Raw genomic sequence first — 22,485 nt, 5'->3', positions numbered from 1 at the left:
TCTGTGAGGAACTTTGAACGGTTCTCACTGACCATCGCACGGTGGTTCGTTACGTTGTTATTCCAACGATCGAACCCCGGGAATTACACCACTGCACGGGACGTGACCGAGATCGAAGCGACTTTCCTGTGGTGGGAGCCGGGCTGTGTTCACACGAAATCGGCGTGAATTCCTGGGCGGTCCCAAAGGAAACGTCAGCGGGACATCGGTGCGTACGGTTAGGGATCCTCCGGCGGCCGTTAGCTACGCAGCGCCGAGCCCTTCAGTCGACATCGCGGGGGTAGCCGCGCCGCGTGAGTTCTTCGAGGACGGGGCGCAGCTGCTGTTCTCGCTCGGCTTCTGCATTGTTTCGTTTTGCGATGATTGCATCGACACCAGGTACGAACTTGACCACGAATTCGGGAATCTCCTCAGGGTCCATAGAGCTGACCACCCAGCCGCCCCTCGCTACGTAGGCCGGGGCGCCAGCTTCCTCGAACATCTGACGCATATCGTCGCTGTACGAGCGCACGGCCTCGCGATCGATCTGCACCTGCACGGCGTACTGCCTGGGACCGTGGGCGTCCCCGATCATCCCAATTCGCAACCATGACAGTAGAACTGGCGGAGTCGCCGCGATTACTCGAGCTCGGAAGTCGTCCTCCGCTTGCTGTTCTTCAGCGCGTTCGGAGGCAACCGTCGCGCGTCGAGCCAGGACGGCGGATTCCGCACCAGCAAGAGCTACCTCGATGCGAGTCATAGCAGTAGCAAAGTCACCCTCGATCTCAGTAATGACGAGTTCGCCATCCTCGTGGATCAAGAACCGGCGGTGGCCCGGCCATGGCCCGTTCAGTTCCTCGGAAATCGCGCCGGCCCATTCGTTGTATTCCGACGGCGACGGCACATCTTCAAGGGTGAAGGTAACCGTCGTGCGGTCGCCGGTCAGCTCGGCCCGATAGCTGCGAATTTTAGCGTGAGCATCGTCGAACCGCCGCTCGTGCCGTCGCGCCTTGTTTCGGCGGCGTCGCCGATCCTCCTGCCGAGCAGCTGGGCTTGCCTCAACGGCTGTGGCGAAGGTGAAGACGAACACGAGGGCACGCTGCACTTCCTCAAGATTGAGCAGCTCGGGACGCTGTTTTGCTTCGAGGAACCATAATGCCTCGCTCGGTTCAAGGGCGATGGCAGTCAGCAGCGCGACCTCCTGAAGCGCGACCACTTTGGGGTCGTCGCCGCCAATGGACCCGAACCCTGGCTCATAGCGAGCGTGACGGGGGTGCCAACTTTGAGTTAGACGACACCACGAAGCTGCCCCAGATCCCAGCGACAACGTCGTAAGCCTTGACAACCGAGGCCATCGCAGCGGCCGAGTCGCTGCTCCGCATGAGCGCCTCCGCAACATCGAGATGCTCCCGGATCTTTTCGTCTTCGACCGCGCTCGAGTAAAGCACGTCATCGAGATCAACGCCATAGGCGAACGTCACGACACTGGCGATTACCCGCTGGGTGGCGATGACCCATTGCGGAAGTTCGTCGCGGTCGACACCGGTGCCGGCGTGCTGGATCACATTGCGAACTCGGTGCAGCCGCCGCCGGGACGTTTCAACACCGGCATCAGGTATCCAGCCATGACCGCGGAGAGCTTGCAAGGGTTTCTCGACAAGATCGCGGTCGGTGAAAGTTCCAAGAAAGTACTCGGCCGCGGTGAATACGGTGCGCTCAATGGCAGCGTCAAGGAGAATCACCGCCGCTTGACGGTGCACCGCTCCGGGCGCTCTGGCTTGACCGGCTGCGAGATCTCGAAGTGATCGGATAGCGACTAAGTTCGCTAGGTCGTTCGGCGTCAACGGCATGACTCCATCATGCCGGGTCACGGCAATCGGCCGGCTGTTATGTTGCAACGTGCTGTCCGTCAGGCGATCCGAGCTCGGGATCTTCAACGACCTTACCGAGCACGCGAATGAACTATTAAGCGAAACGTCGCGACAGGTCAGTAGCCGAACCTCCTACGGGACGGCTCACTTGGCGACCCCGTACTGTGACTTTGGCGCTCTTTGGCGGCATCTTGTGATCGCTATGTGGTGTTGGGGAAGTTCAGTAGTCATTAGACAATAAGTGTTGCGCAATAACTGTTGTTTGTATATGGTCGTTCTCATGACACCTCGCGATACCTTGCGTACCACGCTCACTTCGGCTGCGTCGATGCGCGTACTCGCTCATCCAACGCGTCTGCGTCTTCTCGGTCTGTTGCGCGAGCGCGGGCCGCAAACTGCCACCCAACTTGGTGACGTCGTAGACGAAGCCCCTGGCACCATTAGTTATCACCTTGGCAAGCTTGCGTCGTTCGCTCTGATAGAGCCCGCTGCCGTACAGAGCGCCGACCAGCGTGAACGCTGGTGGAAGGCCACTACCTTGCTCACGAGTTGGGAGCCCGCCGACTTGCTGGAGGATCCCGACAAGCTCGCTGCATCTTCCACCCTGCAAAAGTCGATCGCTCAGGCGTACGCCACTCGTTTCACCGACTACATCGACGCGGCGCCCACCCTGCCACGTGAATGGGTCGCCGCCGGCGCCAGTAGCGACCGCAGCCTGCGCCTCACCGTCGATGAACTCACCGCTATGCGAGCCGAGCTGGAAATCCTCGTTGACCGGTGGCTCGACACGAGTGCCGCCCACGACACGGCTACCGCCGATGGCGCCGAACCCGTGGTCCTTGTGTACCAGGCCTATCGCCGGCCCTGAGTCAGCCCGCCAATGACGAAGAACAACGCGGATCATCGTCTTCGCGACCGCCGCGCCACCGCCTCCCTCTCAGCACTCCTAGCCGCACACGCTATCTCGCAAACCGGCAATGTGGTCACGGCATTCGCCGTCCCTTTCTACGTCCTCGGCCTCGGCGGGTCAGGCTTTGATGTGGGAATCGCCGCGTTCTTCGCAACCGTACCGGTGGTCGTCGGCGGGGCACTCGGCGGCGTCGTCGTTGACAGAGTCGGCCATCGCCGGGCAGCAATCGTCGCAGACCTCGTCAGCGGAGCGGCCGTTCTGGCCATTCCGGTACTGGCGCTGACTGTCGGGCTGCCGTTTTGGTCGCTTCTCCTTCTGGTATTCGCAGGCGGACTGCTCGACACTCCCGGACAGACTGCCCGACGCGTCATGCTGCCCAAACTGACGGCTCGCGCGGGTGTGCGACTCGAGCAAAGTGTTGGCCTACTCGACGGTTCCGAGCGGTTCGCCAAGCTGATCGGCGCCTCAATCGCTGGACTACTTGTGGCATCCGTAGGACCGATCGCGGCCCTCTTCGTCAACGCTGCCACGTTCGCAGTTTCGGCTCTGCTCACTTGGACATTCGTGGCCGCCGTGCCAGCCTTGCTCGACCAGCCTGAAACCGGCAACGACGCCGACCCTCCCCACGCGTCCTACTGGTCGGACCTCGCCGAGGGATTTCGATTCGTCATCCGAGACCCTCTGATGAGACTGATCGTCGGGCTCGTTCTCTTCACCAATCTCCTCGATGCCGCCCGCGGGTCAACCCTGATGCCTCTTTACGCCAACGATCGGTTAGACGGCGCTGCCGCGCTGGGCCTACTCGTCGCAGTGATGGGCGGTTGCGCGCTGGTCGGCAATATTGCCTTCGGCTTCGTCGCACACCGTGTTCCCCGGCGCAGTACTTTGGCAGTGTGCTTCGCGCTAGCTGGCGGGCCATCCAGCGCCGCCTTCGCCGTCGGTGCACCCCTACCAGTCCTCGTCGCAATGACCGCGCTCTCCGGCCTCGCAGCGGGAGCGATCAATCCAATTCTCGGGACCGTTGAGCTCGAACGCGTCCCCGAACACATGCGCGGCCGAGTTTTCGGCCTCATCAATGCCGGCGCCTGGGCTGGTGTGCCGTTCGGTGCTCTACTCGGGGGCATCGCCGCCGACACGATCGGCCTACCACTAGCTTTCGGCATCATCGCAGTCGTTTACACACTCGTTACCCTGAGCCCGCTCACGGGCGGTTCCTGGACGCACATGGAACGACGTCCGGACAAGACAGCCACGATCGACGGTTCCAACGCCCGGTGAGCGACCACCATTTATCGCGGCAAACGTCTTTCCACCCATGGGATACAAGACGTCTCACGCCCATGTCTCAACTTCCACCACGTTCGCCTGAATCGTGCGACGCGCCGATTCTCATAACTACGTCGCATAACCGCATGCCTGAACCGTGGTACCCACCACTGGTTATGAGACACCCCGAGAGCAGAAATGACGAAACTGATCGGTGTCATTTTTCGAATTCGTCTGCACAGATGTCCGTACTCGCGTCCACACCTCGCGCCAGCCACCGACGAACCTCAATTCCCGTAAAGGGAACCCTCTACGGGACTTTCCCCCTCCGCCGAGGTTGCGAGATGAACAAACGGTCTTGGCGACCGGAGCCGGCCAACTGGTCGGCGAAGTAAGATACGTCGCGGCGGTAGCCAAGGCACCGCCGCCCAATCCAACAATTCAGACAAGCGACCCAACCGCCGCCAGCTTGTCAGCGCCGCCGATATTGACGATTCCACAAGTTGCTTTGACGGAGCACGTTGGAGCCACGATATACAACGCGGCGCGATGCCCCCCGAATCCAGATCGTCGGTGAAAACACCTTGGTGGATGTCCCAGGCCGGATCGCACGAGGGGTCTACGGAATTTCGGCCGCGAGTATTCTGCGTGGCGAAACACTGGCTGCGGCCGCCAGCACTCCGCTCAGGGCGATCACCACTGCGCTGACGAACACAGTCTCGAGGTTGGTCGCACTTCCGATGGCGCCGCCGACCAGGGCGCCCAGCGGCACGGTACCCATTCCGATGAGGCGGTAGCTGGAATTGACCCGACCCAACAATTCCGGCGGGATCAGCCTTTGCCGCATGGACACGAGCGCCACATTGGTTGCTCCCAGGCAGATGGCCAGGAGTACGAAGGTGGGGGCCACTGCTTGGACGTAGGGGACTATCCAGGGCACGAGCAGCAGGAGCGAGATGGCGGAAGGCCCACCGAGGATCAGCATGGTCTCACCCAGTCGCAGCACCAAGAACTCTGCCAGAAACGCTCCCATTACTGACCCCACTGCCAGCGTGACGAGCAGGACGCCATATTCGGGGGGCGTGAGTTCGATTTCCGACCCGGGCCCGGATGCCCAGAGCACGAAGATGGAGAAATAGGCCGTGAAGGCGAGATTGAGAGTGCCGGACAGCACGGCGACGCTGCGAAGCAGGCGGTGGTGCACTAGGAAGGAGATCCCTTGGGCGATGTCAGCACGAACTGTGGTTTTTTCCGGGCGATCGGCCCTGAACGAGCCTCGGAGCCTGATCAGGACGAGAGCGGACAGGGTGAACAGGAAACCGGCGATGCCGAAAACACAAAACGCGCCGAATCCAATCAGTACGCCGGCCAACGGTGCAGCCAGGAAACTATTGGCGGCATTCTGCACTGCCGTGAGCCGACTGTTCGCACTTGTGAGTTGCGCGCGTGTCACGACGAGTGGGATCAAGGACTGCGAGGAGACGTCCGAAAATACCTCACTGATTCCTGCCAGGAATACGACGACATAGAGCAGCGGAAGCGGAGCCACTCCGGCAACGGCCGCTATTGCCGCGCTGAGGAGCAGTGCTGCACGCGTCCAGGCGAGAGCGACGATGATCTTCTTCCGGTCTCGTCGATCCGCCAGCGCTCCAGCGTGTAACGCGAAGATAAGCCACGGAAGGGAAGCCATGGCCGTGACTAGGGATACCAGCAACGGTGAACGGGTCAGGCTTGCCGCGAGCAGCGGCGCCCCGGTCAGTAGGAGGCCGTCCGCAAGGTTGCCAATTCCCGTTGCAGTCAGGAGTGTCGCGAACTTCCCGCCGAGCGGTGGACGCTTCATGTAAACTCATTTCAAATAAGTTATGCAAACTTTTTCTGCAAAGGTACTCTGCAATATGACTGATCGCAAACATGATGCGCCCGCCCTCGATGCCTCCGCGCTGAAAGCACTCGGGCACCCCCTGCGCCTACGTCTCTACTGGGCGCTCGTCAACGATGGTCCGGCCACCGCGACAATGCTCGCCAAATCCACAGGAGAGTCCACCGGTGATACGAGTTACCACCTCCGCGCTTTGGCGAAGTATCATCTCCTCGAAGACGCGCCCGACCTCGGCACAGGAAGGGAACGATGGTGGCGGGCAAACCCCGAAGGTTTCTCCGTCAATAGGAGTCTGCACAGCGACGATCCCGAAGCAGCGGCTGCCGTAGCCCTACTCTTAAACCGAACCGCTCGCGAACGCGTCGTCCACCTGACGGACTGGGCTTCTGCCCTGGATCGCGAATCTCGAGCCTGGGTCGACGCCAGCATCACCACGTCCGAATCTCTGAATCTGAGTGCCAGATCGCTTACTGACATGGTCTGTGAAATTAGGGACGTCATCGCTCGCTACCAGGCATCGCCTCCACAGCCGGATGCCGAGACCCGACACGTGTTGGTCTACTTTGATGCACTTCCGGCGCTCCATTCTGCCAACTGAGAGCGTGGGTGCGGTGTGCCGGGAGGCACTCGTCATTTTCCGTACTCGTCTGCAACGCGTCGGGCCGGTCCCGTAGGGGGAACCCCTTGCGGGACGAGTCGCGGAAAGCCCGTGCCATGGTGCGGTTGTGAACGTCTGTGCCTAAATCGATCGTTTCTGAGTCGGGGTTATCGGAGGCCGTCGACGTCGACGACACGCCGTCCCTTGTGGTTTTTGCCGCGAAATGGCGGTGTTCTTTCATTTCAGAATGGCGGTTCTGCTGCGCCTTAAAGGAAAGTGTGCCAGCCTGTGATCGCATGAGCGGCCACATACCGCTCAGGTATCGGTTACTTCGGGCCCAGAATCGTGACGATGTCGCATAACCGAAGTAGGCCTTCACCTTTTTGTGGACGCGAACCGGTTTGTGCGTACGAACGGAGGGAACCGTGCAACTCATAACCGGTGCGGCCGAGGCCGACTGGATTGATATTGCGCTTGAGTTTTCTGCTCGCGTCATAGGCACCGTCCCAGGCGGCTACGAAGCCTACCTGCGAATTTTTCACCCTGGTGTGGCGATAACGGTCACCTCCATGGAAGGAACAGGCTTCACCGCAGTGAGCTGGGGCGCCGTTGCTCAAGCTACCGGCGCCACCGTGCACCCCGCTATGCAGTGGACCTCGATCATCGGTAACTGTTGACGCCGACTGAAAACAGGGCCAGAAACGCCAACTGAAAACAGGGCCACCAACCATTATGGAAGGTGATCAAATTGGATGATTGGGCTGAGATTCGCCACCTGCATTTGACGGGGAAGCATTCGAAACGGGAGATAGCGCGGCTCGTTGGGGTGTCTCGCGGGACGGTCGATCGGGCGTTGGCCGTCGATCGGTCGCCGACGTATCAACGGGAGCCGACGGGGTCGAGCTTTGACTCGTTCGCCGCCCAGGTGCGGGTGTTGCTCGCGGCCACACCGAGGATGCCGGCCGCGACGGCTGCAGAGCGGGTGGGATGGTCGGGATCTCCGTCGTTGTTTCGGGCCAAGGTCGCCGAGCTCCGACCGGAGTATGCGGTCCCGGATCCTGCAGACCGACTGGTGCACCCTGCCGGTTTCCAGATCCAGTGCGATCTCTGGTTCCCGCACGAGGACCTGCCGATGGGGCATGGCCAGGCTGCTGCGCCGCCGGTGCTGGTGATGACGTCAACGTTTTCGGGGTTCATCCAAGCGCGCATGTTGCCGTCGCGGACGACACCGGATCTGCTCGGCGGAATGTGGTCGCTGCTGCAGGAGGCCGAAGCTGTTCCGACGCGGTTGACGTGGGACAACGAGACGGGCATCGGCCGTGGGAAACTCACCGAGCCCGCTGCCGCTTTCGCTGGCACCCTCGGCACTCAGATCAAACTGCTCAAAGCCCGCGACCCCGAGTCCAAGGGCATGGTCGAACGAATGAATCGGTTCTTCCGCAGCCGCTTCATGTCAGGCCGCACTTTCACCTCTCCTGATGATTTCAACGAGCAGCTCGCCGCGTGGTTACCCGTGGCGAACAATCGTCTCTCCCGGTCCCGCCGTGGTCGACCCAACGACCTTGTCAGCAGTGATCGGGCCGCGATGCGCGGGCTGCCGCCGATGGCACCGGAGGTGATGTTTCGCAACAGCGTTCGGCTGCCACGCGATTACTACGTTCGAGCGTTCAGCAACGACTACTCCGTTGACCCGGCCATGATCGGCCGCGTCGTCGACGTGGCGGCGAGCCTTGACCGTGTCACTGTTCACCACGACGGTGTCCTCATCGCGGCGCACCGCCGAAAATGGGCGCGACAACTCACCGTCACCGACCCCGCGCACGTCCTCCGCGCGGCCGAGCTGCGCACCCAGTTCCAAGCTCAACGCGCCCGCCGGCCCCCGAGCACGACCATCGTCGAGATCGCGTCGTTGACTCGCTATGACGAACTCTTCAACGTGGACCTTGAACCGGCGCCGACCGTGCTGGCGGTCGCGTCATGATCGGCCCGGAAGCGGCCTCGCAGATTGAGTACTACGCCCGGGCTCTCCGAGCACCCCGAATCAGTGAAGCGTTCCGCCGCCTCGGCGACAAGGCCCGCGACGCGGGGTGGTCCCACGAGGAATACCTAGCCGCCGTGCTCTCCAAAGAAGTCTCCGAACGCGAAGCTTCCGGCGCCGGACTGCGAATCAAAGCCGCACGGTTCCCGGGGTTCAAGACCCTCGAGGACTTTAACTTTGAGCACCAGCCCTCCGCCGACCGAAACCTGATCGCGCACCTGGGCACGAGTGTGTTCCTCACCGAAGCGAAGAACGTTGTCCTGCTCGGCCCTCCCGGAACGGGGAAAACGCACCTCGCCGTCGGCATCGGGATCAAAGCCGCCAAAGCCGGCCACCGGGTCCTCTTCGACACCGCGACGGGCTGGGTAGCCCGCCTGCAAGAAGCCCACTCACGGGGCAAACTTGCCGCCGAACTAACCCGGCTGCGCCGTTACAGCCTGCTGATCGTCGACGAAGTCGGCTACATTCCCTTCGACCAGGACGCCGCGAACCTGTTCTTCCAACTGGTGTCCTCGCGCTACGAACACGCGTCGCTGATCATGACCAGCAACCTGCCGTTCGCCCGGTGGGGTGACGTCTTCGGAGACCTCACCATCGCCTCCGCCATGATCAACCGCATCGTTCACCACGCCGACGTCATCAGCCTCAAAGGCAACAGCTACCGGCTCAAGAAACACGAGCCCGCCGCAACTACGGCACACTAGAAACACACGAAAGTGGCCCTGTTTTCAGTTGGCAGAAATGGCCCCATTTTCAGTTGGCGTTAAGATGTGTCTTGAGGGATCGTCAGATGAGCTGCTCTGAAAGCACCGCTGCAACTCCCACGCCTCTTGCAGATCGAGGCGTCACGTCCCGAGCAATGGGGACGAGCAGCGGTAAATTTAAGATGCGGGTTAAGCGCGACGGCTACGAATACTGGCTGAGCAGCGTTACGCAGTCGAGTACGAGATCCTGCTGACGGCCGCAAGCGCCGGGTGGGCGTCGCTCGTGCGCAACAGCGGATGGATATTACCTTCGCTAGAGTGTTAGATTCGAGACGAAGCCCAATTGGATCTGGAGCAGAATCATCGACGACGAATATCAGCAGTTGGCTATTGATTTTAAAGCACTTGGCTCCAAGGCGGAACTGCTGGTCCGTGATCTCCTTCATATGGTGAATCTCGATGTCCACAACGTGACACATCGGATAAAGTCGCGAGAGAGCGCGCGTACTAAGGCGCAGAACAAACTCAATTCGGCGTCTATTGTTCCTCTGACGGACCTTCTGGGCCTCCGGATCATCACGTACTTTCCGGATCAAGTTGACCTGATAGCCATGCTCATTGAGCGTGAGTTTCTGGTCGATTCTGAGAAGTCTGTTGATAAGCGTGCCATTCTCGATCCTGATCGCTTCGGCTACTTGTCTACGCATTATGTTGTGTCTATCGGTCCTTCGAGATCGTCGCTTACCGAGTGGACGGCGTACCAAGGAGTGAAGTTTGAGATTCAAATCCGATCGATTCTTCAGCATTCGTGGGCGGAGATTGAGCATGATCTTGGCTATAAGGCCCCGGGCTCTGTCCCGAATGCTGTGCGCAGGCGGTTCTCGCGGCTTGCGGGGTTACTCGAATTAGCCGATGCGGAGTTTGTAAGCATCCGCGACGAGCTGAAGGATTATGAGACGGAAGTGCTTAAAGCTGTGTCCGCCGGGGAGGATGCCGACATTAATAGAGACTCGGTTATCGCGCTTATCAGAGAGGACCCGACATCTAAGCGCCTCGACAAGCAGATTGCCCAGCTGGCGGGCGCTTATCTAGAGCCGGTCGAGGATTACTATGCGGCTGACAGGAGCTCAGACCTGCTAAGTCTGGACTTCAAATCAACCAGAGCGTTCTTGAAATCTATCGAAGGTACCGAAGACTGGATAGTAAGGTTTGCCGCTGCGTGGTTAGTCGAACCGAAGCCCGAAGGATCATACACGCGATTTGGAGAAGAGTCTCAAAGGAGCGCATTGCCAAGCGGTATCGGTTTGTTGTATGCCTACCGTCACTTGCTCCTCCAATCAGGATCGAAGGCCCAAATCCTTGAAGAGTTCTTCCACGAGCGAGACCAGACTGAGGAAGCCATTGATTTGGTGCGCAAAATCCATGACTCTACCAAAGAGGTTACGGTCTAGATTCGTCACGAGGAGTTGCGGCATGAAAAGACCACTGATGGCGGTGGACTGCCACATGCTAGTTGGAAGATTGCGAGCATCCACAATTGCGCTCGACTTCTAAGCCGTCGCGAAGCTGACCGAGTGGGCCCGCAGCGGTTTTCTAAGCTGATCCGGGTGGATCTCGGTGGCCGGCACGGCGAGCGGCCAAGGACCGCCGTATTCCCCGAGGTGGGAAGCGAGGAGTAACAGCGGGAAGCAAATTTGGATATGCACCCAGAGTGTGGCCACCCTGGGTGCATCGGGCTCTTGGCCACGACGACCCATTTCCTCGTGGCAGGCGAGAGCAGTCGCCCGATACGTGCGCATAAACATGGCGTAGAAGCGTCCCTCGAATTCCTTTGTGGGTCGCAGCGCACCTTCGTCACGACGGTGGAGGTGACCACGGTGACGGTGTCCATGCGGGTGATGAGCGCCGGCGACGGGTACAAGTACCTGCTGCGCACGGTCGCCGCAGGTGACGGCAAACGCCTGCTGTCGACCCCGCTGACTCGCTACTACACCGAGGAAGGCACGCCGCCGGGCCGGTGGATGGGCGGCGGGCTCCATGGTCTTGGCGAGGGATTCGTCGTTGATGGCGATGTGGTCACCGAAGCGCAGCTTCAACTGCTCATCGGGCTAGGCCGCGACCCGGTGAGCGGCGAGCCCCTCGGGCGCGCATACCCGGTGTATCGCTCTGCCGCCGACCACGCCCTGGACCGGCCACGCGCCGACGGTGACGGTGTTACCGAGCGGGCTGCGGCATCTGCTGTGGAACAGCCGAACGAGAAACGGCGGCGGGCCGTGGCCGGCTACGACTTCACATTTTCGATTCCGAAGTCGGCGAGTATCCTCTGGGGTGTTAGCGACACGGCCACGCAGGAGCTCATCGTGCAGGCTCACCATGCGGCGGTGGCCGAGGTGCTTGCCTACATGGAGCGCGAGGTCGCGGCGACGCGCACCGGCACGACCGCGCAGGGCGGCGCCGTGGCGCAGGTCGATGTGACCGGACTGATTGCGACGGCGTTCGATCATTTCGACAGCCGGGCCGGCGACCCGCACCTGCACACGCACGTCGTGATCAGCAACAAGGTGCAGACCGTGCTCGACGGAAAGTGGCGCTCGCTCGACGGCCGGCCGATGCACGAGGCCGTGGTGGCGCTTTCGGAACTGCACGAGAGCCTGTTTGCCGACGAGCTCACGCGATCGCTCGGCGTGCGGTGGCAGATGCGGGAGCGGGGGCGCGATCGCCACCCCGGGTGGTCTTTGACGGGCGTGCCTGAGGCGCTCGTTGCGGAGTTCTCGACGCGGTCCCGGCACATTGACGTTGAGACGGATCGGTTGATCGAGGAGTATGTGACCAGTCACGGGCGTCGTCCGAGGCCGGTGACGATCATGAAGCTGCGCGCGCAGGCCACGCTCGCCACGCGGCCCGCGAAGCAGGTGAACTCGCTGGCCGATCTCACGGCGTCGTGGCGGGAACGCGCTTCAGGCGTGCTCGGGTACGACGCGTTGACGGTGGTTGGGTCGACTCCGGTGTTGCTGCATGCGGAGGACCTGCCGCGCGAGGCAGTGGCTGCGCTCGGGGTGAGCGTGATGACGGCCGTCAGTGAGAAGCGCGCCACCTGGCGGCACTGGAATCTCACCGCCGAGGCCGCACGCCAAACGATGCCGTACCGGTTCGCGTCGGCATCCGATCGAGAAGCCGTCGTCGGCCTCATAGTGGATGCCGCCGAGCGCGCGTCCCTGCGCCTCACGCCGCCAGAGCTCGCTGTGAGCCCTGTGGAGTTTCAACGCGATGACGGCACGTCGGTCTTTCGGCCGAAGCACTCCGTCGTGTTCACTTCGACTGAGCTTCTGGAAGCTGAGTCTCGCCTGCTGGAGCGCGCTGCTGTTCTGACCGCTCCACGTGTGGCGCTCGGTTCGGCTGCGTTTTCGCGGTTGCCGGGTGGTGGGCGGCTTGCCGAGGACCAGCTCGCGGCGCTCTCTTCCATCGCTGGCTCGGGTCGTGTTATCGATGTGCTGGTGGGGCCGGCCGGTACGGGCAAGACGACCGCGATGAACGCGCTTCGGAGGGCTTGGGAGGCCAAGCACGGTGCAGGTTCGGTCGTCGGGCTGGCTCCCTCGGCGGCCGCCGCGTCAGTGCTGTCGACGGACCTGGGTATCGCGACGGAGAACCTGGCGAAGTGGTGGCAGACCCATGTCGATCTCGGTTCGTCATTTCGCGCCGGGCAGCTCGTGATCATCGACGAGGCATCGCTGGCGGGCACCCTGCCGCTGGATCGGGTCACGGCGCTGGCTGTGGATGTGGGCGCGAAGGTGCTGCTGGTCGGCGACTACGCCCAACTGCAGTCGGTCGACGCGGGCGGCGCGTTCCCGCTGCTCGTTCACGACCGAGCGGACGCGCCCGAACTCATCGACGTGCACCGCTTCGTGCACGAGTGGGAGAAGACCGCCTCCCTCGGCCTGCGCCGGGGCAACCCCAACTCGATCGACCTGTACGCTGCACACGGCCGGCTGCTTGATGGCACGACCGAGGCGATGGCGGATGCTGCCTACGAGGCGTGGCGCGCGGACATCCGCTCGGGCAAGTCGACCGTGCTGATCAGCGACTCGAACGAGGCCGTCGCGGCGCTGAACGTGCGCGCTCGCACCGAGCTGATTCTGGAAGGGCGTGTCGACGCGCTGCGCGAAGTCGCCCTGCACGACGGAACCCGCGCCGCCGTCGGCGACACGGTGATCACCCGTCGGAACGATCGCCGGCTGTACGCGTCTCGCAGGTGGGTGCGGAACGGCGACCGGTGGAACGTGATCGGTGTGCATCGCAACGGTTCGGTCGAGGTGCGGCGGCAGGGTCGGCGGTGGGGGAGCGCGGTGCTGCTGCCCGCGCCTTACGTTGCTGAGCATGTGGAGCTGGGTTATGCCATGACCTCGCACCGGGCGCAGGGAATCACAGCTGACACCGCGCACGTTGTCGTCGCGCCGAGCATGCCGCGCGAGAACCTGTACGTGGCGATGACGCGGGGTCGCGAGGCGAACACCGCCTACGTCGCCGTCGACCGGCCCGATGTCGCCCACGTGGGGCCGCGGCCTGGTGACGCTGCGGACGTGACGGCGCGCAGCATCCTCTGTGGCATTTTGCAGCACGTCGGCGCCGAGCTGTCCGCGCACGAAACTCTGGCGGCCGAGCAGGATGCGTGGGGTTCGGTGGCGCAACTCGCGGCAGAGTACGAGACCCTGGCGGCAGCCGCGCAGTACGACCGGTGGGCCTCGTTGGTGCGAGTGAGCGGTCTCTCGCCTGGTCAGGCTTCAGAGGTAGTCAATTCGGATGCCTTCGGCCCGTTGACCGCGGAGCTTCGGCGGGCCGAGGCCCAGTTCGTCGACGTGGCGATCATGCTGCCGAGGGTGGTTGCGGCGCGTGGGTTCGAGGATGCACAGGACATCGCCGCGGTGCTGCGGGCCAGGGTGGCATCGTTCGTGTCGCGGGATACTGGAGCAGGTCGCACCCGCCGCGCGCCGCGGCTCGTCGCCGGGCTGATCCCACGCGCGCTCGGGCCGATGGATACCACCATGCACCAGGCGCTGGTCGAGCGCGCCGCCCTGATCGAGTCGCGGGCTGCCGCCGTGCTGGACCAGGCGTTGCTCGCGGGGGAGCCCTGGACTCGAGCGCTCGGCCCCGCGCCCTGCGGGTCGGCATCCGTCGCGTGGCGCCAGAGCGGATGCACGGTCGCGGCCTACCGAGACCGCTACGCCATCATCGATGCGAAGCCGCTCGGCGCCATTCCACAGTCGACGGCCCAGAAGCTCGATGCGGCTCGTGCCCATGCTGCGCTCGTCGCGGCGCAGCGGCTGGCGGAAGATCACGCTTACGTTGCGCCCCGATCAGCTGTCGTTCCGCGCCTTGCGCGGTAGCTCACCAGACAGTGGCCGACAGTTTCGAAACCACGTGATGATGCACTCACCCGAGGTCGCGCCGAGCGCATCAACTCTGGCTTGGCAATGACTTACGAGGTGCTCGCGGTCTCAGCGCCGTCGTTCTTCCGATTAGGTCTTGGCGGGCGCTCCAAGCTGCACCGAGAGCTCCGCCGCGACGCGGGCAGCCAACACTCCAGCCTCATTGAGGTGAGTTCCCAGTCTCGTCTTGGGAGCGCTGACGTTGATAGCGGCAATGATATTGCGTCGAAAATCGAAGACAGGTGCGGAGACCCCCACGACGCCCTTCTCGAATTCCTCGTCGACGGTGGCGTACCCACGCTGACGGATGTGCGCCACTTCGCGCTTCAGACTCTCAAAATCGGTGACGAGGGGTACGCCCTGTGATTCGCGTGAGGTCGCTTCGGCTGTGTCGCTGTACATGAGCAGCGGTGTGACTGGACCCAACACCGGTTCATCATGTCCGTGGGCTTCATACCAGCGCCGAAGATCGTCCTCGGCCCAATCGCTCACGAGCACTCGTCCTGACGACGTGCGCCAGGCGGCCGTACTGACACCCTCCCAGCCGAGCCCGCGAAAGGCATACTCGCTGAGTTCGCTCGCCAACGTCAGCACGCTCCCCCCGCGCAAGACACACAGGTGGGTGGTCTCATGAGTCGCCGTGACCATCCGTCGAAGGTATGGCACAGATGCCCGCACGAGCCGAGATTCCAACGTGCGCGCTGCAAGCGCGTAGAGCTGGTAACCCAGACGATAGTTTTGCGTGACCTCGTCGCGGGAAACCAAACCGACCTCGGCAAGAGTCGCCAAAGTGCGCGACACGAGGCCCTTGTCGCGTCCGGCCAACTGGGCCACACGAAGAACTCCAAGCCCACCAGAGGAGTCAGCTTCTGGAGAACCGAGAATTTCTAGAAGCTCGAGATCCCGACGTAATCCAGCGGAATTTCGCCGTGGGGCTGCTTTGGGTGTGCCAGGATCCGAGCCGCTGAACGTGATCATCATGGTTGCAGACTAGTTTACAGTTGCCATATGCACAACCACGGTTGTGCAAAAGAGCACGATCTCGTAGTCTCGCTGTATTCCACCGCTATTCAGTTGAATCGCGGTTCACGCAGAGTTGAGTGAAGGAGGACCCGCCCGTGACTTTAGACCTGAACGGACTGTTGACGTTCTGGGCACGTCGATGGGACGACATCCTGGAGTTGCTCGGCGAACACCTTGCCGTTGTGGCCGTGGCCCTCGTGATCGCCATGGTGATCGGTGTCGGAGTGGGGATGTTGGTGTGGGATAAGCCCCTACCTCGGTCCGCCGTCATCACCGCTGCCGGCGTGGCCCTCACCATCCCGTCGCTTGCGCTGCTTGCCCTGCTGATTCCCGCAGTTGGCCTGGGTTGGACGCCGACGGTGATCGCCCTCGTTATGTACTCGCTGCTGCCAATCGTGCGCAATACGGTCGTCGGCCTTCGCGAGGTTTCTCCAGCGATTATGGAATCCGCCATGGGCATGGGTATGACGCCATTCACGGTGCTGGTCCGCGTGCAGCTTCCGATGGCATGGCCAATCATTCTCACCGGGGTGCGCGTGGCTGCCCAACTCACGATCGGTGTCGCTGCAATTGCGGCCTACGTAGCCGGCCCCGGCCTAGGCCAATTCATCTTTCAGGGCCTCAGCTCGCTCGGTTCCAAGAACGCCCTCAACTTCGCTCTCACCGGAACACTCGGTGTGGTGCTTCTCGCCCTCGTCGTCGATGCCGCCTTCGTGGCCATCACCCGTTCAACCACCTCAAGGGGACTCCGTGCCTAAACAACCCAACACCGCCCTGCTGCAGATCGCCGGCAAAACCAGTGGTGCGCTCATCGAACTCAACAATGTCACCAAGCAGTACGCCAACCAGCCTGTCGCCGCAGTTCAGAACTTCTCGATGACCGCGCAGCCCGGCGAACTGATCATGTTCGTGGGGCCGAGCGGATGCGGCAAAACCACCACCATGAAGATGATCAACCGCATCATCGAACCCACCAGCGGCTCCATCTCGATTGACGGCCGTGATGTGCTCTCCCTTGACCCAAGTGAACTTCGCCGCCACATCGGCTATGTCATCCAGCAGATCGGGCTGTTTCCGCACATGACCATCGCCGAGAACATCGGCGTTGTGCCCAAGCTCCTCAACTGGAGCAAAGAGAAGACCAGCAGCCGGGTGGACGAACTGCTCAGTACGGTCGGCCTCGAACCCGGCGACTTCGCGCACCGCTACCCCAAGCAGCTCTCCGGCGGACAGCAGCAGCGCGTGGGCGTGGCTCGTGCCCTGGCCGCCGACCCGCCGGTGATGCTTATGGACGAACCGTTCGGCGCGACCGACCCGATCACCCGGGAGAAGCTACAGGCCGAGTTTCTGCGCCTGCAAGCTTCGATCGGCAAGACGATAATCTTCGTCACGCACGACTTCGACGAGGCCGTGCGTCTCGGCGACCGCATTGCCGTGCTCAGCAACCGCAGTCAGATTGAACAATTCGATACCCCGGCGAACATTCTCTCGAACCCCGCCAACGACTACGTTTCTTCGTTTATCGGCCTGGGCACTGCGATTAAACGTCTCGTCCTCATCCCCGTGACCGCAGCTCGACTCGGCCCCGCAAACGCCGCGGCCAGTGGAGGGCCCAAGGTTCGTACGACCGATTCCCTGCGCGATGCCCTGGATTCCCTCGTGCTGTCGGGACTTCCGGCACTGGCCGTAGTCGATGAGCTGAACAAAGCAGTCGGTTCGATCAGTGTTGACCAGATTTCTGGCGTGCTCGGCGCCGAGGTGCCCGTTCTCAGTCCCACTGCGGAGGCGTGACGTGGTCTTCCCGACCGCCACGAGCGCAGTCCCGACAGTGCTGCGCCGCAAGGCCAGGCGCAGCGATGAAATCTGGTCTGCCAAGCGGTTCCTTACCCCTACTTTGGTGCTGCTCGTGCTCGTCGTGCTCTTTCTCTGGCTGTCGAGCCTGACGCTCGACTCGATCGAGTTGCGCACCCTCAACCTGGACTACATCGTCGCCCGGGTGCGCGAACATCTCGGGCTCACGGTGGTTGCATCCGCTCTCGTAGCCGTGCTGGCCATCCCCACGGGTATCTTGCTGAGCCGCACCCGCTCGCGTGTGCTCAAGGCGATTGTGCTCGGCATCGCCAACGTGGGCCAGGCCACCCCGGCGGTCGGCGTCATCATTCTGCTGGCCATCATCTGGCAGACCGGGTATCTCACGGCCCTCGTCGGGCTGGTCGTCTATTCGTTCCTGCCGGTGCTGCGCAACACCATGATCGGCCTACAGCAGGTCGACGAAAACGTGCGAGAGTCCGCGTTCGGCATGGGCATGACCCAGAACCAGGTGCTGCTCCGCATCGAACTGCCCCTGGCGGTGCCCGTGATCCTCGCGGGACTGCGCACCTCCCTCGTGTTCTGTGTGGGCGTGGCAACCATCGCGACCTTCATCAATGCCGGCGGACTCGGCGACATGATCGTGAATGGCCTCAAGCTCCAGCGCTACCCGGTGCTGGTTACCGGAGCCGTTCTCGTGGCTTGCATCGCGCTGCTCATCGACTGGGTAGCCGCCACCGCCGAGGACGTGCTGCGCCCCCGCGGCACCTGACTTTCAGAATTTCTTTCACAGCAACCCCGCTCATCCCTCCATACCCATTCCAGACACGCACCCCGACACCAAGGAGTCACCATGAAGAAACCCACCATCCTGTCATTCCTCGCCCTAACCGCCGTTGGAGCCCTCGCGCTCGCCGGCTGCTCCTCCGGAGGCGGCGCCGCAGCTGGCGGAAAGGGTGACGAAGTCGCCGGCCTCACCGGGTCCGTCGGTGCTAAGGACTTTTCGGAGCAGTACATCCTTGCCCACCTCACGAGCGCGCTGCTCAACGCCCACGGCGCGGACACGGATGCCAACACCCAGGTCGTCGGCTCGGCCAACGTGCGCGCGGCCCTCGAAAGCGATGACTTCATGGGCTACTGGGAGTACACCGGCACCTCCTGGATCACCTACAACAACAACACCGCTCCGGTTAAAGGCGAGGAAGCCCAGTTCGAAGCTACCAAGGAGGCCGACGCGGCCAACGGCATCGCCTGGCTTGACCCGGCCCCCCTCAACAACACCTACGCTTTCGCGATTCGCGCCGACAAGGCCGACGAACTCGGAGTGAAGACCCTCAGCGACATCGCCGATCTGCCCATCGACGAGCAGACGTTCTGCATCGAGAGCGAATTCTCCACCCGGGACGACGGATGGCCCGGGCTCAAGACCGCCTACGGCCTCGACGTGCCGGACTCCAATGTGGCTTTGCTCGACACCGGCGTCATCTATACGGCTACCGAAAAAGCCGACGACTGCAACTTCGGCGAGGTGTTCCAGACCGACGGCCGCATCACCGCACTCGACCTTGTGGTGCTCGGAGACGACCTCGAGTTCTTCCCGGTCTACCAGGGCGCGTTCACGCTCAAGCAGAGCACCCTCGATGAATACCCCGGCATCGCCGAGGTCATGGCGCTGATGAGCGACAAACTCACGACCGAAGAAATGCAGAAGCTCAACGCGCTGGCCGACGTTGACGGCGAAGACCCCGAAGACATCGCCAACGACTGGCTGACCGAACAGGGCCTGATCTGATGACGCAGGCCCTCCAGATCGGCGAGAGCTTCATCGGCGAAGGAGTGAACGCCGCCCACGTCAACACGGTCTTCGGTCACCGCGAAGGTCCGGCGGGGGTGGCCTGGGCAACCGCCCTTGCCACCCCGAGCGCGGGGCACGTTCCCTTCGTCACCGTGCTGCGCCCTTCCCTGCCGGTCAAACCGCTCACCCTGTTCGTGACCAAGGCCGCTCCGGCAACGGATGCCCACGGCCTGCTGATCTGGGGACCGGCGCAGGCCGGCATCGCGGCCGGGGTCGCCGAAGCCCTGGCTGACGGCACCATCTCGCGGCAACAGGCCGACAGCCACGTGATCATTGCCGCCGTGTGGGTGAACCCGGGCGCCGACGACGCCGAAGCCGTCTACGCCCACAACCGCCTCTCCGTGCACACCGCGCTCGTCAACGGTGCGGCCTGCCTGCCGAGCACGGACGCCGTGATCGCAGCCCGCGACAGCCCGTCAAACCCGTTCTTCACGCCCGCGAACGCCGCGGCTCCGGCACCAACCCTCTCGGGAGCGTCCACATGAAGATCACGGCAATCCGGCTCATCCGCTTGAATCTGCCACTTGATCCGCCATTCTCGGCGGCCTGGGACCCCGTTCCGCGGCGCGACTTTCCCGCCACCCTCGTGCAGGTCGAAACGGATGCCGGACTGATCGGCGTCGGCTCCGGCGACACCATGGACGGTTTCGAAGCCTACGAAGACCTTTTCATCGGAACCGACCCACTACAGATCCTCAATCAGGTGCGCCGCATCGAGACGATCAACTTTCACGGCGGCCGCTATTGGCCGCTCGAAGCTGCGCTGTGGGACATCATCGGGCAGGTCGCCGGCCTGCCGGTCAGCGTGCTCTTTGGCGGGGCGCGGGACCGACTCACCGCGTATGCATCATGCGGCGAGCTGAAACCGCCCGGCGCCCGAGCCGAATCGGCGCTCGCGGCCCGGGAACGCGGCTTCAAGGCGATGAAGATTCGCATTGCCCGCGACAGCATCACCGAGGGCATCGCCGCAGTGCGGGCCACGCGCGAAGCGGTTGGCCCCGACTTCGACATCATGGTCGACCTCAACCAGATGTGGCGTATGAGTGGCGATATCGAGGCAGCCCTGCCGCTGGCCCGGGTACGTCGCATCGCCGCCGAGCTGCAGGAACTCGGTGTGCTCTGGCTCGAGGAACCGCTGCCGCAGGCCGACATCGTCGGTGCCCGGCGCATCCGTTCGGAAACCGGTATTCAGATCGCTGCGGGCGAAATGGTGCGCAGCATGGGGGAGATGAACGCCCTCATCGAAGCGGATGCCTACGACATCTACCAGCCCGACGTCGCCCTCTCTGTGGGCATGTACCGGGCGAGGCAGGTTGCCGAATCTGCCAACCTCCGGCACCGCATGTTTACGCCGCACACCTGGAGCAACGGTCTGGGACTGCTCGCCAACCTGCACGTCGCCGCCGGTGTGGATGCGGGGCCGTACCTGGAGTTTCCTTACGACCCGCCCGGCTGGACGCCCGAACGCCGCGACTTCTTCATGACCCCGCTCGACATCAACGCGTCCGGCGACCTGGTCGTGCCGTCCCTGCCCGGGCTGGGCGCGCAGATCGACTGGGACGCAGTAAAGAGGTACACCGTATGACCACAGTGATGGCTGGTTCCGGCTGGGTCGCCGCGGCCGCCGCACTCAACCCAGAAACCCGATTGTTCATCGACGGCGCGTTTCGGCCCGCCCACGACGGCGCCACCTTCGACAGCTTCTCCCCGCGCGACGGCCGCCTGCTCTGCACGGTCAGTGCTGCAGGCGTTGCGGATGTCGACGACGCGGTTCGCGCCGCGGCCAGCGCTTTCGAGCGCGGCGTCTGGAGCCGAGCCGACCGACGCGAGCGGGCCCGGGTGCTCACCCGCCTCAGTGATCTGATGCTCGAGAACCTCGACGAACTCGCCCTGCTCGAATCCATCGATTCCGGGCATCCCATCGGGGACGCCCGCCGGGTCGATGTGCCCCAGGCCGCCCGCACAGTGCGCTGGTACGCGGAGGCGATCGACAAGATCTACGACGAAATAGCTCCCACACCCCAGTCGGCTCTAGCGCTCATCACGAGGGAACCGCTTGGCGTGGTTGGCGCGGTGGTGCCGTGGAACTACCCCCTCATCATCACAGCGTGGAAGATCGCACCGGCGCTTGCAGCCGGCAACTCGGTCGTACTGAAACCGGCCGAACTGACGAGCCTGTCGGCGCTGAAACTCGCCGAGCTCGCGGCCGAAGCGGGAATCCCCGCCGGTGTTTTCAACGTTGTTCCCGGGCTCGGTCCGGTGGCCGGGCAGGCCCTCGGGCGGCATCCGCTTGTGGACAAGATCACCTTCACCGGCTCACCTGCCGTCGGACGTGGTTTTCTCACCTACTCCGGTGAATCGAACGGCAAGCAGGTGGCCCTCGAGCTCGGCGGTAAGTCGGCCCAGGTCGTGCTCGCCGATACCGAGGATCTCGCTGCGTGCGCCGAATCGGTGGCCTGGGGCATCTTCTACAACGCCGGGCAGACCTGCCACGGCGGTAGCCGCCTCATCGTCGATGAGCGCGTGCACGACGAACTCGTCGACCGCGTGCTGGCGGTGGGCCGCTCGCTCGTGCTGGGGGATCCGCTCGACGAAGCTACCCAGATCGGCACGATCGCGAGCGCGAAACAGCTTGACCGCGTGCTCGGCTACACCGACATCGCGCGCGCCGAAGGTGCCGACGTGCACGGCGGCGGAAGGGTGCGGCCCGAAGGACTCGCCGACGGCTACTACGTGGAGCCCACCGTCTTCGACGGCGTCGACAATACCGGCCGCATCGGCCAGGAAGAGATTTTCGGCCCGGCCCTAGCAGTTGCGACGGTGCGCGGCGCAGCCGAGGCCGTGCGCGTGGCCAACGACAGCCCCTACGGGCTCGCCGCGAGCGTCTGGACCAGAAACATCACCACCGCCCACGCCGCCGCCCGCGAACTGCGCGCCGGCACCGTGTGGGTGAACACGTTCGATGCCTCCGACATCATCACGCCGTTCGGCGGTTTCAAGAACTCGGGCAGCGGGCGCGACCGGTCGCTGCACGCCTTCGACGCCTACACCGCGCTCAAAACCACCTGGATCAATCTGGGTGAATCCACCCTCCCCACCGACTAACCCGACCACCACAGACTGAATTGAG

At 63.1% G+C, this 22,485-nt stretch carries 21 protein-coding genes; 16 read left to right on the top strand and 5 right to left on the bottom strand.

The features are described 5' to 3' along the window. Window positions 1–262: 262 nt before the first annotated feature. Window positions 263–1,195 (bottom strand): hypothetical protein, encoded by a 933-nt coding sequence (locus E3O11_RS15250; RefSeq protein WP_092452805.1) that lies wholly within the window; start codon window positions 1,193–1,195, stop codon window positions 263–265. A 37-nt stretch (window positions 1,196–1,232) separates the two neighbouring features. Continuing rightward, window positions 1,233–1,544: a hypothetical protein gene (locus E3O11_RS17740; protein ID WP_092452802.1), complete on the bottom strand. Its 312-nt coding sequence runs from the start codon at window positions 1,542–1,544 to the stop codon at window positions 1,233–1,235. A gap of 60 nt (window positions 1,545–1,604) precedes the next feature. Between E3O11_RS17740 and E3O11_RS17735 the strand changes: the two genes are divergently transcribed. From E3O11_RS17735 to E3O11_RS15235, 3 genes are all read left to right on the top strand, one after another. After that, window positions 1,605–1,784 carry a hypothetical protein gene (locus E3O11_RS17735; RefSeq protein WP_166787602.1) on the top strand — a complete coding sequence of 60 codons (180 nt, stop codon included), beginning with the start codon at window positions 1,605–1,607 and terminating at the stop codon, window positions 1,782–1,784. Between the two features lie 346 nt (window positions 1,785–2,130). Then, on the top strand, window positions 2,131–2,718 hold the full coding sequence (locus E3O11_RS15240; protein ID WP_194087759.1) for a helix-turn-helix domain-containing protein: 588 nt from the start codon (window positions 2,131–2,133) through the stop codon (window positions 2,716–2,718). A gap of 12 nt (window positions 2,719–2,730) precedes the next feature. Then, window positions 2,731–4,038 carry an MFS transporter gene (locus tag E3O11_RS15235; RefSeq protein WP_092452793.1) on the top strand — a complete coding sequence of 436 codons (1,308 nt, stop codon included), beginning with the start codon at window positions 2,731–2,733 and terminating at the stop codon, window positions 4,036–4,038. Between the two features lie 607 nt (window positions 4,039–4,645). Here E3O11_RS15235 and E3O11_RS15230 read toward each other — a convergent pair. Then, entirely contained in the window at window positions 4,646–5,866 is a 1,221-nt protein-coding gene (locus E3O11_RS15230; protein WP_092452790.1) for an MFS transporter, read from the bottom strand. A gap of 55 nt (window positions 5,867–5,921) precedes the next feature. Here E3O11_RS15230 and E3O11_RS15225 point away from each other — a divergent pair, with 55 nt between their 5' ends. Both E3O11_RS15225 and E3O11_RS15220 read left to right on the top strand, forming a co-directional pair. Then, window positions 5,922–6,503, top strand: coding sequence for an ArsR/SmtB family transcription factor (locus tag E3O11_RS15225; protein WP_092452835.1), 582 nt, complete (start codon window positions 5,922–5,924; stop codon window positions 6,501–6,503). Window positions 6,504–6,928: 425 nt separating this feature from the next. Beyond that, window positions 6,929–7,180, top strand: a complete 252-nt coding sequence (locus tag E3O11_RS15220) for a hypothetical protein (RefSeq protein WP_092452788.1) — start codon at window positions 6,929–6,931, stop codon at window positions 7,178–7,180. A 202-nt stretch (window positions 7,181–7,382) separates the two neighbouring features. Here E3O11_RS15220 and E3O11_RS18320 read toward each other — a convergent pair whose 3' ends face one another. Then, window positions 7,383–7,523 carry a hypothetical protein gene (locus E3O11_RS18320; protein ID WP_166787599.1) on the bottom strand — a complete coding sequence of 47 codons (141 nt, stop codon included), beginning with the start codon at window positions 7,521–7,523 and terminating at the stop codon, window positions 7,383–7,385. A 112-nt stretch (window positions 7,524–7,635) separates the two neighbouring features. On the opposite strand from E3O11_RS18320, the gene E3O11_RS15215 reads away from it, so the two are divergent. The 4 genes from E3O11_RS15215 to mobF all read left to right on the top strand — a co-directional run bounded on the left by E3O11_RS15215 (window position 7,636) and on the right by mobF (window position 14,626). Next, window positions 7,636–8,484: a Mu transposase domain-containing protein gene (locus E3O11_RS15215; protein WP_241994750.1), complete on the top strand. Its 849-nt coding sequence runs from the start codon at window positions 7,636–7,638 to the stop codon at window positions 8,482–8,484. Next, window positions 8,481–9,245 (top strand): IS21-like element helper ATPase IstB, encoded by a 765-nt coding sequence (gene istB / locus E3O11_RS15210; protein ID WP_092452782.1) that lies wholly within the window; start codon window positions 8,481–8,483, stop codon window positions 9,243–9,245. The genes E3O11_RS15215 and istB overlap by 4 nt, the downstream gene beginning before the upstream one ends. A 383-nt stretch (window positions 9,246–9,628) precedes the next feature. Beyond that, window positions 9,629–10,696: a GTP pyrophosphokinase gene (locus E3O11_RS15205; protein WP_092452779.1), complete on the top strand. Its 1,068-nt coding sequence runs from the start codon at window positions 9,629–9,631 to the stop codon at window positions 10,694–10,696. Window positions 10,697–11,134: 438 nt separating this feature from the next. Continuing rightward, on the top strand, window positions 11,135–14,626 hold the full coding sequence (gene mobF, locus E3O11_RS15200) for a MobF family relaxase (RefSeq protein ID WP_092452833.1): 3,492 nt from the start codon (window positions 11,135–11,137) through the stop codon (window positions 14,624–14,626). Window positions 14,627–14,758: 132 nt separating this feature from the next. On the opposite strand, the gene E3O11_RS15195 is transcribed toward mobF, so the two are convergent. Continuing rightward, on the bottom strand, window positions 14,759–15,502 hold the full coding sequence (locus tag E3O11_RS15195) for an IclR family transcriptional regulator (protein ID WP_241985244.1): 744 nt from the start codon (window positions 15,500–15,502) through the stop codon (window positions 14,759–14,761). A gap of 284 nt (window positions 15,503–15,786) precedes the next feature. Between E3O11_RS15195 and E3O11_RS15190 the strand changes: the two genes are divergently transcribed. From E3O11_RS15190 to E3O11_RS15160, 7 genes are all read left to right on the top strand, one after another. Then, window positions 15,787–16,449: an ABC transporter permease gene (locus E3O11_RS15190; protein WP_307725708.1), complete on the top strand. Its 663-nt coding sequence runs from the start codon at window positions 15,787–15,789 to the stop codon at window positions 16,447–16,449. After that, the gene (locus E3O11_RS15185; protein ID WP_277871288.1) at window positions 16,442–17,482 is read left to right on the top strand and encodes an ABC transporter ATP-binding protein; all 1,041 of its coding nucleotides are present in this window, start codon (window positions 16,442–16,444) and stop codon (window positions 17,480–17,482) included. The genes E3O11_RS15190 and E3O11_RS15185 overlap by 8 nt, the downstream gene beginning before the upstream one ends. Before the next feature lies 1 nt (window position 17,483). Further along, window positions 17,484–18,272: an ABC transporter permease gene (locus tag E3O11_RS15180; protein WP_198415611.1), complete on the top strand. Its 789-nt coding sequence runs from the start codon at window positions 17,484–17,486 to the stop codon at window positions 18,270–18,272. Between the two features lie 81 nt (window positions 18,273–18,353). Beyond that, a complete protein-coding gene (locus E3O11_RS15175; RefSeq protein ID WP_092452770.1) occupies window positions 18,354–19,292 on the top strand; it encodes a glycine betaine ABC transporter substrate-binding protein in 939 nt (312 codons plus the stop codon). After that, a complete protein-coding gene (gene fae / locus E3O11_RS15170) occupies window positions 19,292–19,840 on the top strand; it encodes a formaldehyde-activating enzyme (RefSeq protein WP_092452767.1) in 549 nt (182 codons plus the stop codon). The genes E3O11_RS15175 and fae overlap by 1 nt, the downstream gene beginning before the upstream one ends. Then, entirely contained in the window at window positions 19,837–20,940 is a 1,104-nt protein-coding gene (locus tag E3O11_RS15165; protein ID WP_092452758.1) for a mandelate racemase/muconate lactonizing enzyme family protein, read from the top strand. Before fae ends, E3O11_RS15165 begins: the two co-directional genes overlap by 4 nt. Next, on the top strand, window positions 20,937–22,460 hold the full coding sequence (locus E3O11_RS15160; protein WP_241994749.1) for an aldehyde dehydrogenase: 1,524 nt from the start codon (window positions 20,937–20,939) through the stop codon (window positions 22,458–22,460). The genes E3O11_RS15165 and E3O11_RS15160 overlap by 4 nt, the downstream gene beginning before the upstream one ends. Window positions 22,461–22,485: the final 25 nt, after the last annotated feature.

The organism is Cryobacterium levicorallinum (assembly GCF_004402405.1).
In the GTDB taxonomy this organism is placed as follows: domain Bacteria; phylum Actinomycetota; class Actinomycetes; order Actinomycetales; family Microbacteriaceae; genus Cryobacterium; species Cryobacterium levicorallinum.
Note: the sequence above shows the minus strand (reverse complement) of the source record. Positions and strands in the feature narration are given on the sequence as shown.

What these genes read in the sequence shown, in the direction of transcription:
- E3O11_RS15160 (WP_241994749.1), top strand. Translation starts at nt 20,937, where the DNA reads ATGACCACAGTGATGGCTGGTTCCGGCTGGGTCGCCGCGGCCGCCGCA.
- E3O11_RS15240 (WP_194087759.1), top strand. Translation starts at nt 2,131, where the DNA reads ATGACACCTCGCGATACCTTGCGTACCACGCTCACTTCGGCTGCGTCG.
- fae (WP_092452767.1), top strand. Translation starts at nt 19,292, where the DNA reads ATGACGCAGGCCCTCCAGATCGGCGAGAGCTTCATCGGCGAAGGAGTG.
- E3O11_RS15235 (WP_092452793.1), top strand. Translation starts at nt 2,731, where the DNA reads ATGACGAAGAACAACGCGGATCATCGTCTTCGCGACCGCCGCGCCACC.
- E3O11_RS15215 (WP_241994750.1), top strand. Translation starts at nt 7,636, where the DNA reads ATGGGGCATGGCCAGGCTGCTGCGCCGCCGGTGCTGGTGATGACGTCA.
- E3O11_RS17735 (WP_166787602.1), top strand. Translation starts at nt 1,605, where the DNA reads ATGACCGCGGAGAGCTTGCAAGGGTTTCTCGACAAGATCGCGGTCGGT.
- E3O11_RS15230 (WP_092452790.1), bottom strand. Translation starts at nt 5,866, where the DNA reads ATGAAGCGTCCACCGCTCGGCGGGAAGTTCGCGACACTCCTGACTGCA.
- E3O11_RS15165 (WP_092452758.1), top strand. Translation starts at nt 19,837, where the DNA reads ATGAAGATCACGGCAATCCGGCTCATCCGCTTGAATCTGCCACTTGAT.
- istB (WP_092452782.1), top strand. Translation starts at nt 8,481, where the DNA reads ATGATCGGCCCGGAAGCGGCCTCGCAGATTGAGTACTACGCCCGGGCT.
- E3O11_RS15225 (WP_092452835.1), top strand. Translation starts at nt 5,922, where the DNA reads ATGACTGATCGCAAACATGATGCGCCCGCCCTCGATGCCTCCGCGCTG.
- E3O11_RS15175 (WP_092452770.1), top strand. Translation starts at nt 18,354, where the DNA reads ATGAAGAAACCCACCATCCTGTCATTCCTCGCCCTAACCGCCGTTGGA.
- mobF (WP_092452833.1), top strand. Translation starts at nt 11,135, where the DNA reads ATGCGGGTGATGAGCGCCGGCGACGGGTACAAGTACCTGCTGCGCACG.